The organism is Leptospira saintgironsiae, from assembly GCF_002811765.1.
Lineage (GTDB): Bacteria > Spirochaetota > Leptospiria > Leptospirales > Leptospiraceae > Leptospira_B > Leptospira_B saintgironsiae.
This window is the reverse complement of record NZ_NPDR01000004.1, coordinates 302644-316213: the sequence shown is the minus strand read 5'-3', so window position 1 is coordinate 316213 and position 13570 is coordinate 302644. Positions and strand designations below refer to the sequence as shown.

Annotated in this window: 16 protein-coding genes; all 16 read right to left on the bottom strand. The window is 41.3% G+C overall.

The window, feature by feature from the left end:
* Positions 1–21: 21 nt before the first annotated feature.
* Positions 22–735 carry a (d)CMP kinase gene (cmk, locus tag CH362_RS11655; protein ID WP_100710512.1) on the bottom strand — a complete coding sequence of 238 codons (714 nt, stop codon included), beginning with the start codon at positions 733–735 and terminating at the stop codon, positions 22–24.
* The gene (gene aroA / locus CH362_RS11650) at positions 732–2048 is read right to left on the bottom strand and encodes a 3-phosphoshikimate 1-carboxyvinyltransferase (protein WP_100710511.1); all 1317 of its coding nucleotides are present in this window, start codon (positions 2046–2048) and stop codon (positions 732–734) included. Before aroA ends, cmk begins: the two co-directional genes overlap by 4 nt.
* A complete protein-coding gene (locus CH362_RS11645) occupies positions 2029–2946 on the bottom strand; it encodes a prephenate dehydrogenase (protein ID WP_100710510.1) in 918 nt (305 codons plus the stop codon). Before CH362_RS11645 ends, aroA begins: the two co-directional genes overlap by 20 nt.
* On the bottom strand, positions 2943–4034 hold the full coding sequence (gene pheA, locus CH362_RS11640) for a prephenate dehydratase (protein WP_100710509.1): 1092 nt from the start codon (positions 4032–4034) through the stop codon (positions 2943–2945). Before pheA ends, CH362_RS11645 begins: the two co-directional genes overlap by 4 nt.
* On the bottom strand, positions 4021–4560 hold the full coding sequence (scpB, locus tag CH362_RS11635; RefSeq protein WP_425269056.1) for an SMC-Scp complex subunit ScpB: 540 nt from the start codon (positions 4558–4560) through the stop codon (positions 4021–4023). The genes pheA and scpB overlap by 14 nt, the downstream gene beginning before the upstream one ends.
* 5 nt (positions 4561–4565) lie before the next feature.
* Entirely contained in the window at positions 4566–5342 is a 777-nt protein-coding gene (locus CH362_RS11630; protein ID WP_100710507.1) for a segregation and condensation protein A, read from the bottom strand.
* Positions 5343–5346: 4 nt separating this feature from the next.
* Positions 5347–5709, bottom strand: a complete 363-nt coding sequence (locus CH362_RS11625) for a response regulator (RefSeq protein ID WP_008594408.1) — start codon at positions 5707–5709, stop codon at positions 5347–5349.
* Positions 5710–5711: 2 nt separating this feature from the next.
* Positions 5712–6794 (bottom strand): protein-glutamate methylesterase/protein-glutamine glutaminase, encoded by a 1083-nt coding sequence (locus tag CH362_RS11620; protein ID WP_100710506.1) that lies wholly within the window; start codon positions 6792–6794, stop codon positions 5712–5714.
* Positions 6795–6810: 16 nt separating this feature from the next.
* The gene (locus tag CH362_RS11615) at positions 6811–9963 is read right to left on the bottom strand and encodes a chemotaxis protein CheW (RefSeq protein ID WP_100710505.1); all 3153 of its coding nucleotides are present in this window, start codon (positions 9961–9963) and stop codon (positions 6811–6813) included.
* The gene (locus tag CH362_RS11610) at positions 9964–10449 is read right to left on the bottom strand and encodes a chemotaxis protein CheW (RefSeq protein ID WP_425269055.1); all 486 of its coding nucleotides are present in this window, start codon (positions 10447–10449) and stop codon (positions 9964–9966) included.
* Between the two features lie 114 nt (positions 10450–10563).
* The gene (locus CH362_RS11605) at positions 10564–11151 is read right to left on the bottom strand and encodes a 5-formyltetrahydrofolate cyclo-ligase (protein WP_100710503.1); all 588 of its coding nucleotides are present in this window, start codon (positions 11149–11151) and stop codon (positions 10564–10566) included.
* 1 nt (position 11152) lies between these two features.
* Positions 11153–11452, bottom strand: a complete 300-nt coding sequence (locus tag CH362_RS11600; protein ID WP_100710502.1) for a cell division protein ZapA — start codon at positions 11450–11452, stop codon at positions 11153–11155.
* A 5-nt stretch (positions 11453–11457) separates the two neighbouring features.
* Positions 11458–12135 (bottom strand): hypothetical protein, encoded by a 678-nt coding sequence (locus CH362_RS11595; protein ID WP_100710501.1) that lies wholly within the window; start codon positions 12133–12135, stop codon positions 11458–11460.
* A gap of 232 nt (positions 12136–12367) precedes the next feature.
* Positions 12368–12721 carry a 50S ribosomal protein L20 gene (gene rplT, locus CH362_RS11590; RefSeq protein WP_008595819.1) on the bottom strand — a complete coding sequence of 118 codons (354 nt, stop codon included), beginning with the start codon at positions 12719–12721 and terminating at the stop codon, positions 12368–12370.
* The gene (gene rpmI / locus CH362_RS11585; RefSeq protein WP_010514334.1) at positions 12721–12924 is read right to left on the bottom strand and encodes a 50S ribosomal protein L35; all 204 of its coding nucleotides are present in this window, start codon (positions 12922–12924) and stop codon (positions 12721–12723) included. The genes rplT and rpmI overlap by 1 nt, the downstream gene beginning before the upstream one ends.
* 33 nt (positions 12925–12957) lie before the next feature.
* On the bottom strand, positions 12958–13506 hold the full coding sequence (gene infC, locus CH362_RS11580) for a translation initiation factor IF-3 (protein WP_008596924.1): 549 nt from the start codon (positions 13504–13506) through the stop codon (positions 12958–12960).
* Positions 13507–13570: the final 64 nt, after the last annotated feature.

Genomic DNA, 13570 nt, shown 5'->3' with positions numbered 1-13570 from the left:
AATACTCGGTGTTGATTGGGATTAGTGCGAATCGTTATAAATGCCAGAGTCTAGGCACCCAAGGATCTTACTAATTACACTATTTTTTGGCAGGTTATCTGTGTCAATGAGGATTGCGTCCTCCGCTTTCCGGAGGGGGGCGATTTCCCTTTCCGTATCGGATTTGTCACGGATAACGATCTCTTTTTCGATTTCTTCTAAATCAGCAGGAATACCTTGCTCTAATAATTGATTATATCTTCTTTCGGCCCTAACTCTGGAAGAAGCTGTCAGAAAGAATTTGTAACGAGCGTCCGGAAATACATGTGTACCTATGTCTCTACCGTCCATTACCAGACGATGAGTTTGAGAAAGTTTTCTCAATTGAGAATTTACGAATTCTCTGAATGCAGCTTTGTCAGCTATGTATTTAATCTCTCTTGTGATCTCAGGAGTTCGGATATCTGTGGAAACATCTTCTCCATTTAAGAAGATCCTGTTCTCCCCTGTTTCTGCAAATTCGCAGAAAATTTCCACACCCTCAGTAAGTGGCAGGAACTCCTTACCGGATAACCAATCCGAAAACGAAATAGATGAATTTTTGGATTTATAGATCTTAAAAATATGAAGAGTTAGCGCGCGGTAGAATGCTCCTGAATCCAAATATTCAAATCCAAGTTTTTTAGAAAGTTCACGAGCCACTGTACTCTTGCCAGTTCCGGCAGGCCCATCTAATGCGATCACGTTTTCCGTCATTGCACAAAACCTTCCAATAATGATTCGAATCCAGGAAAAGAAGTTTCAATCCAAGAAGTTTCATCCAGATGGACTTTCAAACCGCTCACGGCTTGGACGATCATAAAACTCATCGCGATCCTATGATCCATCTTAGTAAAAATATTTATAGAGTTCCCAGACAACCAAGAAGAAAGTTCAGAAGAATTTACACTGGAATCAATTTCAGGGATCTCATACCCATCCGGATATTCATGCACTGTAATCCCAAGATTTCTTAAATTTTCCACCATTGCGGAAATTCGATCCGATTCTTTTGCGCGAAGTTCATCTGCATGACGGATAATAAATCCACCTTTTGCAAAAAGCCCCGCAATCGTAAGGATCGGGATCTCATCTATAAGAGAAGGGATCCATTCTTCTTTAATTTCAGCATAACGTAAATTAGAAGAAATTGCTTCCAGATCTCCAACAGGTTCTCCACATTCTATCCTTTTGTTATGGACCAAAATTTTCGCGCCCATTGCTTCGAGGGCGTGTAGAATCCCAATACGAGAAGGATTTAATCCGACATTTTTCACAAGTACGGAACCTTCTTTCAAAAGAACTCCAAGCACTAAGAAAAATGCAGCAGAAGAAATATCCCCAGGTACTTTAAATTCTTTTGCTTCGAATATATAAGGGGGCTCCATTTTAAAATGAGTGGGAGAAAAATAAGAAAGTTTGTTCCCCAAAAACCGGAACATATTCTCAGTATGGTCTCTGGAAAGAATATCTTCTTCGTATTCTAAAGAAGTTTCAGAAGCCATTGCAGCTAACATCAAACAGGATTTCACCTGAGCGGAAGCGATCGGGCTTTTATAATGGAAATCGGAAAGTTTTTTTCCGGTAATCTCCAACGGCGCCTTATCATCCTTTCCGGAAATAGAAGCTCCCATAGAACTTAAAGGTTTTATAATACGGGACATCGGTCTTTTTTGGAGAGAGTGATCTCCAGTTAAGGTGGCCTTAATTCCTTGGAGCCCGCAGAGTAATCCTGCAGATAATCTGATCCCAGTTCCTGCATTCCCGAAATCCAAAACTTCTTTAGGAGATTGCAGAGCATGTTTTCCTGGGCTTGTAAAAACATATTCTCCTTTTGAGATCTTCTCCACTTTTAACCCGAGCCTGGTGAAAGCTTTCATTGTATTCAAAGGATCTTCTGCTTCCAAAAACCCGGAAACATGAGAAGCTCCTTTGGATAATACGGAGAATAATACGCTTCTGTGAGAAAGAGATTTATCTCCCGGAACTGTGATCTCTCTTCCGGAAGATTTAAGGATTCTTGGAATCATTTTGTTTCTTTAAAATTGCGTCCCTATCTATACGAGATTGTTCCATGAAGGACTCCCAACGTTTTAGGTCGAGCGGCTTTTCTGGACTTAACTCCGAAAGAAGTTTATCCAATCTATCCTTATAGTCCAAAAGAGCCTTATAGATCTCTTCTTGGTTAGAAGAAAAAATCGGTGACCACATTTTAGGATTCGAACCTGCAATTCTGGTCATGTCCCTAAAACCTCCGCCGGTCAAAGGCAAAGGAGAATTTTGGGTAAATTCTCTTACGCACTCGTTTTCCCAGACCCAATTTGTCATAAGAGAAGAGATCAAATGGGGAACATGAGAAACATAAGACAGTATCTTATCATGGTCATGTGCAGGAATTTCGGTAGTGGACATTCCAAGGAATTTCCAAAAATTCTCTATCTCAGAATATGCTTCGTCAGTAGCACCTTTTGGTTTCGTCAAAATGCAAAGTCTGTTTTCATACAGATCTACATTCGCAAATTCTAAACCTGATTCTTCAGAACCACACATTGGATGAGAAGAAATATATCTATGTTCTCCAGTAAGAACTGACTCCACTGCGTGAACGATCTCTTGTTTAGTAGAACCCATATCAGTCAAAAGACCTTTAAATCCCGAAGGAAGTTTAGAGATCACTTCGACAGTTGTGTTTACTGGAACCCCAAAAACGATCAGGTCGTATGATTCCCAATCAGGAGATTCGGAAAATTCATCCGAAGTAAAAATTTTATCAGCTGATTTAAGACGGATCCCCTTCTCCTTACTGGAAGTAGATCCTACCACTCCCACAATCTCTGCAGAAGAGTTCTTTTTTCGTAAGGCCAAAGAGAGGGAGGCGCCCATCATCCCCAAGCCGTAAATCAGGATTCTAGAAAAATCGGTTTTCACGGGTTAGGTGGAGAGATCGGATAAGATCCCAAAATCCTGAGATAGATTGTATTTTCTTTTAATACGTTCAGGACCTCTTCGATCTGAGGATCCTTTTTATGACCTAAAAAATCTATGAAGAAGTTATACTCCCAAGAAGTCCTGCGCGTAGGTCTGGACTCTATCTTGGTCATATTAATCCCTTTATCAAAGATAGGTTTCAATACTTTGTATAAAGAACCTGGTTTATCCGGGATGGAAAAAACTACGGAAGTTTTGTCGTTACTTGTAGGAGGACATTGGTTTTTACCGATGATCAAAAATCTGGTAGTATTATCAGACATATCCTCGATGGATTCTCGAACCAGATCCAAACCATAAATTTCAGCGGCAATGGAAGAAGCTATTGCTGCACATGCTTCCTTCTTCTCCGCAACAATACTCGCAGCTCTAGAAGTAGAGGGAGTTTCTGAAACTTCTACATGAGGAAGGTTTGCAGCGATCCAATTTCTGCACTGTGAGTTTGCGATCTTGATACCGTATAAAGTTTTGATCTTGGAAAGGTCATGTTCGAACCCTAATAGATTCAAATGTATCTTAAGATAAATTTCAGAATAAATATTTAGATCAGAAACTAAGAACTGGTCCAGAGTGGAGTTCACAAGTCCTTCGGAAGAATTTTCCACAGGAACAACTCCATAATCCACCTTATCAGTTTCCACTGCACGGAACACTTCAGGAATAGAAGGAAATTCAGTAGCCTCAACAGAAGTTCCGAATCTTGCACGAACTGCTTGGTGAGAAAAGGATCCTTCTGGTCCAAGATAACCTATCTTTAAACCTTTCTCTACGGAGAAGGAGCCAGACATGATCTCTCTATAAATTGCGATCAACACCTTGTCTGGAAGAGGTCCTCCGTTCAGTCCAAGGATTTTTTCGTAAACGTCCTTCTCTCTATCAGGGCGATAGATAGGTTCGTTATTCTCTCTTTTGATCTCTCCGATCTCAGAAGCAATCTCTGCCCTGGCCTGGATAGCCTTTACGATTTCTTTGTCCAGAGAATCAATCTTGTCCCGGAACTCTTTCAGTTTGTCGTTATTCTTGGCCATTCTCTATCAAATCATCCAGGTTTTCGAATTTTAATTCCTTCACTTCCACAGGGGCAGGTAAATCGGTCAGTTTATTTAATCCGAAATGTATTAAAAAATCTTTAGTGGTTCCGTACAGCGCCGGTCGTCCAGGAACTTCTTTATTACCAACCGGTTTAACCAGTTTTTTAGATATAAGAGAAGTTACCATCGCTCTAGAAGAAACTCCACGAATATCATCAATTTCAGATAATGTGATCGGTTGTTTATAAGCTATGATCGCCAAAGTATCCAAACTGGAACGGGAAAGTTGTTCTCTCTTCTTTTCTTTGAAGAGCTTTGCTAAAATTTCAGAATATTTTTCGTTCGTAGAAAATTGATAAGAGCCTGCGATCTCTCTAAGAACGAATCCTCCGTCCTTCTCTTGGTAATCCAAGATCAACTCGTCTAATATATCACGAGCTTCCTGTTTTTCGCAGTCTATGGATTTTGCGATACTGGCTAGTTTAAGCGGCTCTCCGGAAAGGAAAAGCAGCGCTTCTATCAGTCCTTTTAAGCCGGCTTTGTCGCGTTCCACGGTTCTCCCACCAAGAATATACGGATTTCGCCGAAAGTTTTATGCTGGCGGATGGATACAATTCTCTGTTTGCAGAGCTCCAACATTGCCAGAAAGACGGCTACTATCTCGGCTTTCTCCGGCTTGACCGTAGAAAACAATTCTTCAAAGGAGATATCCGAACGTTCGACGAGCAGTTCGGAAATGGTACCCATCTTTTCTTCGACAGAATACCGGTGGGGCGCGGTAAGTAAAGCGGGAATCTCGCCTTCATCTTCCCGTTTTTCCAAGATCTCATTAAATGCAGAAATCAGATCTAAAAGGCTTAGATCCAGCCAGGATTCGGACTCATCTATAACCTGATTGGTTTCTCTGGAGAATACTCCAGCCTGGACCTTATCCACATCCCCCATTTTCTGGGCGGTTAATTGGAATTTTTTATGTTCTAGAAGTTTTTCGACCAGTTCGGGTGGAAGAGGGGGATCATAATCTTCTTCTTCGAAACCTGGATCGGGTAATAATGCTTTAGATTTGAGATAAACTAAATTAGCGGCCATAAGAGCGTATTCCGCTCCCATGTCTATATGAATACTTGCAGAAATCTTAATGAAGTTCAGAAAGTCTTGGGTGATTTGAGAAAGGGATACTTCAAATATATCCACCTTATAACTTTCGATAAGAGACCAGAGAAGACTTAAAGGTCCCTCTGTAATACCACCTTCAGAATTGTTCCATTGAACTACGAAGGATTGTGTGGCGTTTTCTCTCTCCATCTCTTTATGAATTCAGTGCTTTTTCTGCCGCCTGTTGCAATCTTTCAGGCGAGAAAGGTTTTACTACAAAATCCTTCACTCCCATCTTGATCGCTTTCGCAAGAAGTTCTTCCTGACCAAGAGCAGTTACCATGATGATACGTGCTTTCGGATCTAATTTAAAAATTTCCTGGGCTGCTTCGATCCCGTCTTTTTCTCTCATGGTGATATCCATGGTGACTAGGTCCGGCTTGATCGCTTTGTACTGATCAACAGCGATGTTTCCGTTTTCGGCCTCGCCGACGATCTCATGCCCTCCGGCGACGAGTGCGTCCTTCACCATGGTCCTCATGAATTTTGCATCGTCTACTACGAGAATTCTGGCCATAATTAGTTTCCCCTTTCTTTAAGAATGGAAAGTATCCTTGATGTTATTGCGCTTACAGGTTCTACGAACTGAACCCCACCCATTTCGATGGCTTGGCGATTCATTCCGAAGATCACGGAGCTGTCCTCGTCTTGGGCAACAGTAGAAGCTCCAGTCTCTCTCATTCTGAGAGTCGCCGCCGCTCCATCTTTTCCCATGCCGGTCATAATCACACCGACTAAGGCGCTCCCGTATTCCCGGATTGCGCTGTCGAATAAAACTTCGACTGAGGGCCTGTGTCCATTTACCAGTGCTTCCCTACCTAAGGCAATCCATTTCCGTCCTGCCTTAGATTCGATCTTCAAATGTGCATCACCCGGAGCCACGTAACCTGTTCCGGGACGAACTTCTTCTCCGTCCTCGGCTTCTTTTACTGTGATTTTAGAATGATCATTTAAACGAGAAGCAAAAGCTTTCGTAAAACCCACAGGCATATGTTGTACGACGAAAATTGGTAGATGAAAATTCTCCGGAAAATCAGAAAAAACAGTCTGTAATGCTTTTGGACCACCGGTTGATGTCCCAATACAAACAGCTTCCACGGTTTTTTTTTCATCTTTGAAAATTTTACTTTTGACCGTATCTACGATTTTTCTGGGATCAAGGCCCGCATGACTTGGTCTTAAGCTATCGAAATAAGCGAGTATTCTATTTTTGAGAACTGTTCCAATTTCTTCCGGATTAAATTGATTACTGGAAGAAGGTTTAGGAACGAAATCTATTGCTCCGTATTCTAACGCTTTGAAAGTTGCATCAGCTCCATGTTGTGTCAAAACAGAGAGCATCATTACTGGAATACCCAATTTTCGTTTCTGCAGTTCTTGTAGTGCGGAAAGCCCATCCATTACAGGCATCTCTACATCTAAAATTACAATATCAGGTCGCAGTTTTGTTGCGAGTTCAATACAATCTACTCCGGTTTTACCGGTAGCTATAACTTGGATCCTACTTTCTTTTTTGATCTGGTCCGAAATAATATTTCGCACCAAGAGAGAGTCGTCTATGATTACGACCCGAATCGATTGATCCGCGGGAGTTACTACCACGACAAAATCCTAGTGTTTAAAATTTCGGAAGCAAATCCATGAGTTCATCAAAGTCCGGAAGGAATAAAAGTACTCCTAACAGGTTGTTTCCCTCATGATTAAATTCAGTGAGCATGCTTAAGAACTTAGTTCTTTCCGGTTTAACAACATCCAGAACTTCTAAGAAGGTTCCTTCGACAAGTTCTGGAACATCCGGCATCACACCCACTTTCGCCTTATTGGAAATAGAGTTCAAAACGGAGGCGCAAACTATGTTTGCGATCTCAGATAGAACGCTCTTAGTATCATCGTCCAAAACGTCTCCGCTCGGATTAGAATCTAAAAGTTCTCTAGCTAAATTTTTGGCATTCTCTCTGGAGAACATCATAAGCATGTTCCCGTTCAGATCGCCGGTCATTCTGACTTTCATTCCGTAGAATTTATCGTCAGAGAAACGGATCTCAGAAGCCAAACCTTCTTTATCATTCATGATAATTTCAGGAATAAACAGATCCACGTTCCTATTCAGGATCTGAGAAAGCACCATACCGGCATTCATCATACCAGTATTAACTACAGATTCAATCTTCTTGATCTGTTCCTTGGTCAAGTTCCCTGTGAATTCTTTAGAGTGAGCAACGGACATCATTCTCTGTTTTTTCTGCTCCAAGAAACCTTCTATAATGTGATCAGCTCTTTTTCTTTCTTCATCAGAAACTGGAGAATCAGAGATCAATTCATTGATATGAGATCTATAAGCTTCTTCCATTCCTTCTTTTTTAGCAGCAGGTCTTTCCAGAACTGCAGTATTGGAAGAAAGTTCAGAAGGAGTTTCAGTAGAAGTGATTAGTTTTTCCTCGGAAGGTCGGATCTCCATAGTAGTTTTGATCGGAGCAGAAGCGACTTCTCTTTCGAGTTCTTCTTTCGCTACGATTACCTTTTTGGATTCATCCGATTTTTTACGTTCGCTCTTCTTGCGACGCTCTCTTTCACGAGTAGTGATCTCATGTAGTTTATGATTATAAACGTTAGTAGGGTTGGAAGTTTTTTGGATATATTTCTCTTCTTCCGTTTCGATTGTGCGGATCGTGCTGATACGTTTCATCGTTTCGAGATGATAGTTCACATATCTTGCATTCTCTTCCAACTCGGCGGCAAATTCCACAAGTCCTGGAATATCTAAAACCATGATAATGGTTCCGTCTCCCATGATGGAAGCTCCAGTAAGTCCTTTGATATTTTTGAAATTTTTCTCTAAGGATTTGATAACTGTTTCGTGTTTTCCAACGAGCTCATCAACCATGAAGCCTAATTTGCGGCCTTTATATTGAACGATAACAACTGGGAATTCTTCTCTGTCGGTTTTGTCCTGAAGACCCAAGATACGATTCAATCTGTAGATAGGAAGAACCTCTCCTCTCAAATTGATGATCTCGTTTCCTTCGAGAGTAGTGATCTGTTCGTTGTTTACCTTGATAGTTTCGTTCACTTCTGAAAGTGGGAAAGCATAAACTTCTTCTTCCATTACGATCAAGATAGAAGGAATGATCGCAAGCGCTTGAGGGAATGATAGAACGAAAGAAGTTCCCGATCCTTTCTGAGATTGGATCAGAATTTTACCTTTAAATTCTTGGATGAGGCTATTCACCACATTCATTCCAACACCGCGACCAGAGATATCAGTGATTTTGTCTGCAGTTGAAAAACCAGGAGCAAAGATGAACTGATAAATATCACTTTCTTCTAAAGCGATTGCATCAGTTTCGGAAACAAGTCCCTTCTCTATTGCTTTTTTGCGGATCTTATCTAGATCCAATCCGCGACCATCGTCACGGATCTCTACCATAATATTGCTTCCACCTTGGTAAGCGTTTAACTCCACGATCCCAGTTTCAGGTTTGCCCAACCTTTTTCTTTCTTCTGGAGATTCGATACCATGATCCACAGAGTTTCTGATCAAGTGGAGAAGTGGCTCTCCCAAAGCATCGATTACTTTTTTGTCCAACTCAGTGGACTCTCCATTTAAAACCAGATCCACTGTTTTACCAGTTTCTAAAGAAAGGTCTCGGACCAAACGAGAGAAACGACGGAAAACTGTAGAAATTGGAACCATCCGAATATTCATGATACCGGATTGAAGTTCTTTGGAGATACGGTTGATTAGATCGATACGACCTTTGAGTTCGTTAAATAACTGATCATCTCCGAATGTACGAAGAAGATCATCGTAAATTTTTTGGAAGCCTGAGTTCGTAATAACAAGCTCGCCCACATTATTCATGAGCTGATCCAGTTTATCAGAAGATACTTTAATACTTTTTAGAGTAACTTTCGCCTCAGTACTTCTTTCTTCTTCATCCAATTGGTAAGAAGAAGAAACTCCAGTTTCGGAATATCCGCTAAGTTTGAACTCTTGGATCATCAGGTTTTCAACCATGTCTACGTTTGCAGCCTTGGTAAGCTCTTCCTGAGATTCGGAACTTACGATCAGGATAGAAAGGTATGGAGCCTCTGTTCCATTCTCCAATTCTTCTGCATTCGGTTTAGTGCGAAATACTTGGCCTAAGTTTTTCAGGTTTTGAACAATAAGAGTATAACGTAGGCCTTTCATTGGGGAATCTTTTTTAAGTCCCACTTTTAAGAGCCAAGGTTTTCCGGAACCATTACGAAGGATTTCTTCTAATTCTTTTTGGTCGTCCACATCTAGCTCAATTCCATTGCCAGAAAGTTCTTCTTGTTTTGCGACAGGAGTTGCAGATTGAGAAATAGATCTTCCGGCAGCGCTTGAAGCAGCAGCTACGTCAGGATTTTTTTCGTAAGCTTCCAGTCTTTGGATCATATCCGTATAAGGGGTATCCACTTTTTTACCGGCAGCAACATTCACGATCACATTCTTAATAAGATCAAAACATTGGAATAATAGATTTACTAAAGAAAGATTAACTGCAAGTTTTCCATCTCTGATACTTTGGAGAAGGTTCTCCATTTTGTGCGCGAGATCGGAAAGATTATATAATCCAACGAAAGCAGCAGAACTTTTCAAAGAGTGAGCCGCACGGAAAATATCATTTATAGTTTGAGGATCCGATTGATCCTTTTCCAGTTTTAGAAGATTCGCATTTAGTTCTTCAATCTGGTCTTCGGATTCTTCCAGAAAGAGTTCTGTGTATTCGCCAAGTACTCCTGCCATTTACGCTTCCTCCCCTGCATAATCCATGACCTTGGATAGATTCAAGTTTAGAATGAGAGAGTCTTCAACCTGGCTGACAGATTCTATAAGTTCACTATAATTAACACTTAGGTCTTCGTTTGCTTGACTGACCTTATCCTTGCGGATCTTAACAACTTGTTTAACTGAGTCAACGAGGAGCCCTGCCCTTTTTTCTCCAGTAACAACAACAATGATCCGAGTGGAAGGAAGAATATCACAAAAACCTAATCCAAAAAGTTCCTTAAGATCCATGATCGGAATGATCTCACCTCTTAAGTTGATCACTCCTAATATAAAACCTTCTACATTAGGAATTCTTGTAATAGGCACCGGTTTTAGGATTTCGTGGATATAAAGAATATCGATCCCGAAAATTTCCTTATCCACTTCGAATGTGAGAAACTCCTGGAGAGTATCCAGTTCTCTCTCTTCTTGGTTTTGTTCCGTGTGGTTGTTTTTATCTATGGTTTTCACCGGTTCTCCGCCACTTACTCTTTCAAAACGGAAACTTTGGGCACAAGTTTCCGACTTAGTACATTGTCGACACGGAGCCCCCTGAAAAAGAAACTCCTCATCAAATTATCCGACTGATTTTTCTCCCATTTTCCCGGGAAAGCAATGGTTTTTTTTCTCCGTAATCACTGTACCCACTTTTAGATCATGGGGTTCCGCGGAAAAATCGCAAGGGTATAGGTCCTCAAAAGAAAGGCCAATCATTTTTTCCGAAAGTATATCCTTTAGAGAACGATCATAAAAACCCTTTCCCCTTCCGAGCCTTGCCCCCTTCTCATTCCAACCAAGGGCGGGCACAATAATCCAATCAGCATTTTCCGGTTGTAATAAACCTTGTCCAGTTGGTTCTAAAATGCCAAAAGCGCCTGAGGAAAATCCGGATCCTAATTTAAATTCAAGTCCTGAGTTTGTTACTTTTGGAAAAAATATGTCCAAACTTAAACTTCCTATCTGTAAAGAAGGGCCTAACGGTAGAAAAGGAGAAATTTCAAAATCATCAGCAACATAAGAGATGATTTTTAATTGGGTAGAAGATGCGCTATGTCTCAGAAATTCCAAAAGACTAGCACGGATATTTTCTTCTTTTTCTTTCCTGGAAGGAACTCCCAAGAGAAGAGATTTTATTCTTTTTCTGGCTTCCGATTTAGAAACCAAATCAAAGATCTCCGATCAAACCTTCTTCCAAAAGAGTGATCAATTTTTTGGTCTTTTCTTCCGCTTCGGGAGAAGAAGGTCCTGAGTCGCCGGTTTGATTTTTGGATTGTTCCAATTCGTCTGCGAAGTTTAAAGCAGCGAGCACCGCGAGTTTCAATTTAGGCGCGTTAGGCATTCCTAATTGTAACTCACGAACTTTTCGGTCCACCAATTCGGCGAGCCTATGGATGTACTCCGAATCGGCATCGCCTACTATGGTATAGTCTTCGCCCAGTATACGAGCTTTGACTTTCTCACTCATAAAAATTATTTAGGATCGTCTTCGATGACTAAAAAGTCGTCATCCTCATCCGCATCGAATACGCTGATCGCATCATCATCATCTTCGATAATGATATCATCATCGTCAGCAGAAACAGGGCTGAAGTCATCGATAGGTTCGTCAGTGATGATGATCTCGTCATCTCCTCCGGAAGAATCAGAGGATTCAGTTAGAACAGAGATATCATCGTCTTCGTCGTCTAGAAGAATGATCTCATCATCTTCGTTAAAATCTTCGTCGGAAGAATCTCTAACTACTGATGGAGCAGCAGATGCCGCCGCTCCTGCAACTGCACCAGCTGCAGCGCCAGTCGCAAAAGAAGAACTTGAACTAGGCTTAGGTGAAGAAGAAGTAGAGGAAGATCCGCTACCGGAAGCAGGAAGACCATCCAAACGTCCCAGAAGTTGATTGATCTTACCTTCCAGAGCTCTTTCTCTTTCCTTAATATCTTCCAACTCCTTATTCGCTTTTTGGAGTTGTTCGCGGAGAGAAGAAAGCTCTTTCTCTTTCTCTTCCATCGCCAGTTTCATCTGGTCGTTTTCCGCACGAAGAGATTCGTTTTCTGTTTCCAGGCGACCGTTTTCCGCCCGAAGGTCGCTAATGAGTTCGAGTGCTTTTAGGACTTTACTCTCGAGCTCCTCAATTGTCTCCATAGTTAACATAGTGCGAACCTCGTTCTCCTCAGTTGGAGTGGTTTATTTTATAAAATTACACTTAGAGCGAAATTCCGCCTAAATATTTGGGACAAGCCAAATCGGCAAAATCCATCCCATTTTTCATCTTTCTCAAAAAGAGAAAAACCTTTTTTTCTAAAAACAAAGAAAGCCCGTAGAATTACGGGCTTTTTACAAGAGGAAAGGTCCGTAACCGAACCCTTCCTAAGGGCGAAAAATCTTACGCCGCTACCTTGATTTTTTCAACTAAAGCGTTGAAAGTTTCTTTGTCGCTAAACGCGAGTTCTGCCAGGGCTTTTCTATCCAAAGAAATATTGGCTTTTTTCAGTCCGTACATGAACTGAGAATAAGAAAGTCCAGCTTCACGAGCAGCAGCATTGATACGGATAATCCAAAGTTTACGGAAATCACGTTTTTTTGCTCTTCTGTCTCTGTATGCCCACTGACCCGCTTTCATTACTGCGGATTTCGCAGTTCTGTAAAGTTTGGATCTCGCTCCTCTAAAACCTTTTGCGGTCTTTAGGATTTTTTTACGACGATTCTTGTGTATGGTTCCGTTTGTTGCGCGTGGCATTATCGAACTCCGTAAGGCATGAGTCTAACGATTGCTTTCCAATCCGCATCCACTACCAAAGTCATTCCCCTAAGACGACGACGTCTTTTAGGTCCTTTTTTGGTAAGAATGTGACGGGTGTTCATACTCTTCCGTTTTATTTTATTATTTTTGGAAAACTTGAACCGTTTAGCTGCGGCTCTATTTGTTTTAAGCTTAGGCATTTCCCCTACCTCGATAATTCCTGAATATTTACTCTATTGCTTTGCAGCAAGAGGTGTGATAACTACAACGATTTGGCGGCCGTCTAACACTGGTTCTCTTTCCGGAGTACCGACCGATTTCAAATCTTCTACCATTCGATTTACTACGTTCATCCCGAGTTCGGAGTGCATCATTTCACGACCGCGAAAGCGAAGGCTGACTTTGACTTTGTCACCTTTTTGAAGAAACTCCACTGCGTGGCGTTTTTTAATCTCGTAATCGTGTTGTTCGATCCTTGGACGGATCTTCACTTCTTTCACGTTGATTACGTGTTGTTTCTTCTTAGCTTCCTTACTCTTTTTAAGTAGTTCGAACTTATATTTACCGTAATCGATGATCTTGCAGACATGAATCTCTTGGTCACCGGATACTTCTACCAGGTCCAAGTTTTCTTCTTTAGCGCGACGTAAAGCTTCGTCAAAAGAAACGATCATTACACCGTCATCCGACACCAATCTTACCTGGGACACCCCTGTAATTTTCTCATTAATTCTATGAGTAAATAGCTTATCGGTGGGTTTCGGTTGAGGCCTCTTCTGCATTCAATCTCCGGTTTTTTCCAATTTTTTGGCTAGTAGGCTAGCTTTCAAGCGATTTTCTCTACGG

What these genes read in the sequence shown, in the direction of transcription:
- CH362_RS11600 (WP_100710502.1), bottom strand. Translation starts at nt 11,452, where the DNA reads ATGAGTGAGAAAGTCAAAGCTCGTATACTGGGCGAAGACTATACCATA.
- cmk (WP_100710512.1), bottom strand. Translation starts at nt 735, where the DNA reads ATGACGGAAAACGTGATCGCATTAGATGGGCCTGCCGGAACTGGCAAG.
- CH362_RS11615 (WP_100710505.1), bottom strand. Translation starts at nt 9,963, where the DNA reads ATGGCAGGAGTACTTGGCGAATACACAGAACTCTTTCTGGAAGAATCC.
- rpmI (WP_010514334.1), bottom strand. Translation starts at nt 12,924, where the DNA reads ATGCCTAAGCTTAAAACAAATAGAGCCGCAGCTAAACGGTTCAAGTTT.
- pheA (WP_100710509.1), bottom strand. Translation starts at nt 4,034, where the DNA reads ATGGCCAAGAATAACGACAAACTGAAAGAGTTCCGGGACAAGATTGAT.
- CH362_RS11630 (WP_100710507.1), bottom strand. Translation starts at nt 5,342, where the DNA reads ATGGAGAGAGAAAACGCCACACAATCCTTCGTAGTTCAATGGAACAAT.
- aroA (WP_100710511.1), bottom strand. Translation starts at nt 2,048, where the DNA reads ATGATTCCAAGAATCCTTAAATCTTCCGGAAGAGAGATCACAGTTCCG.
- CH362_RS11625 (WP_008594408.1), bottom strand. Translation starts at nt 5,709, where the DNA reads ATGGCCAGAATTCTCGTAGTAGACGATGCAAAATTCATGAGGACCATG.
- CH362_RS11595 (WP_100710501.1), bottom strand. Translation starts at nt 12,135, where the DNA reads ATGTTAACTATGGAGACAATTGAGGAGCTCGAGAGTAAAGTCCTAAAA.
- rplT (WP_008595819.1), bottom strand. Translation starts at nt 12,721, where the DNA reads ATGCCACGCGCAACAAACGGAACCATACACAAGAATCGTCGTAAAAAA.
- infC (WP_008596924.1), bottom strand. Translation starts at nt 13,506, where the DNA reads ATGCAGAAGAGGCCTCAACCGAAACCCACCGATAAGCTATTTACTCAT.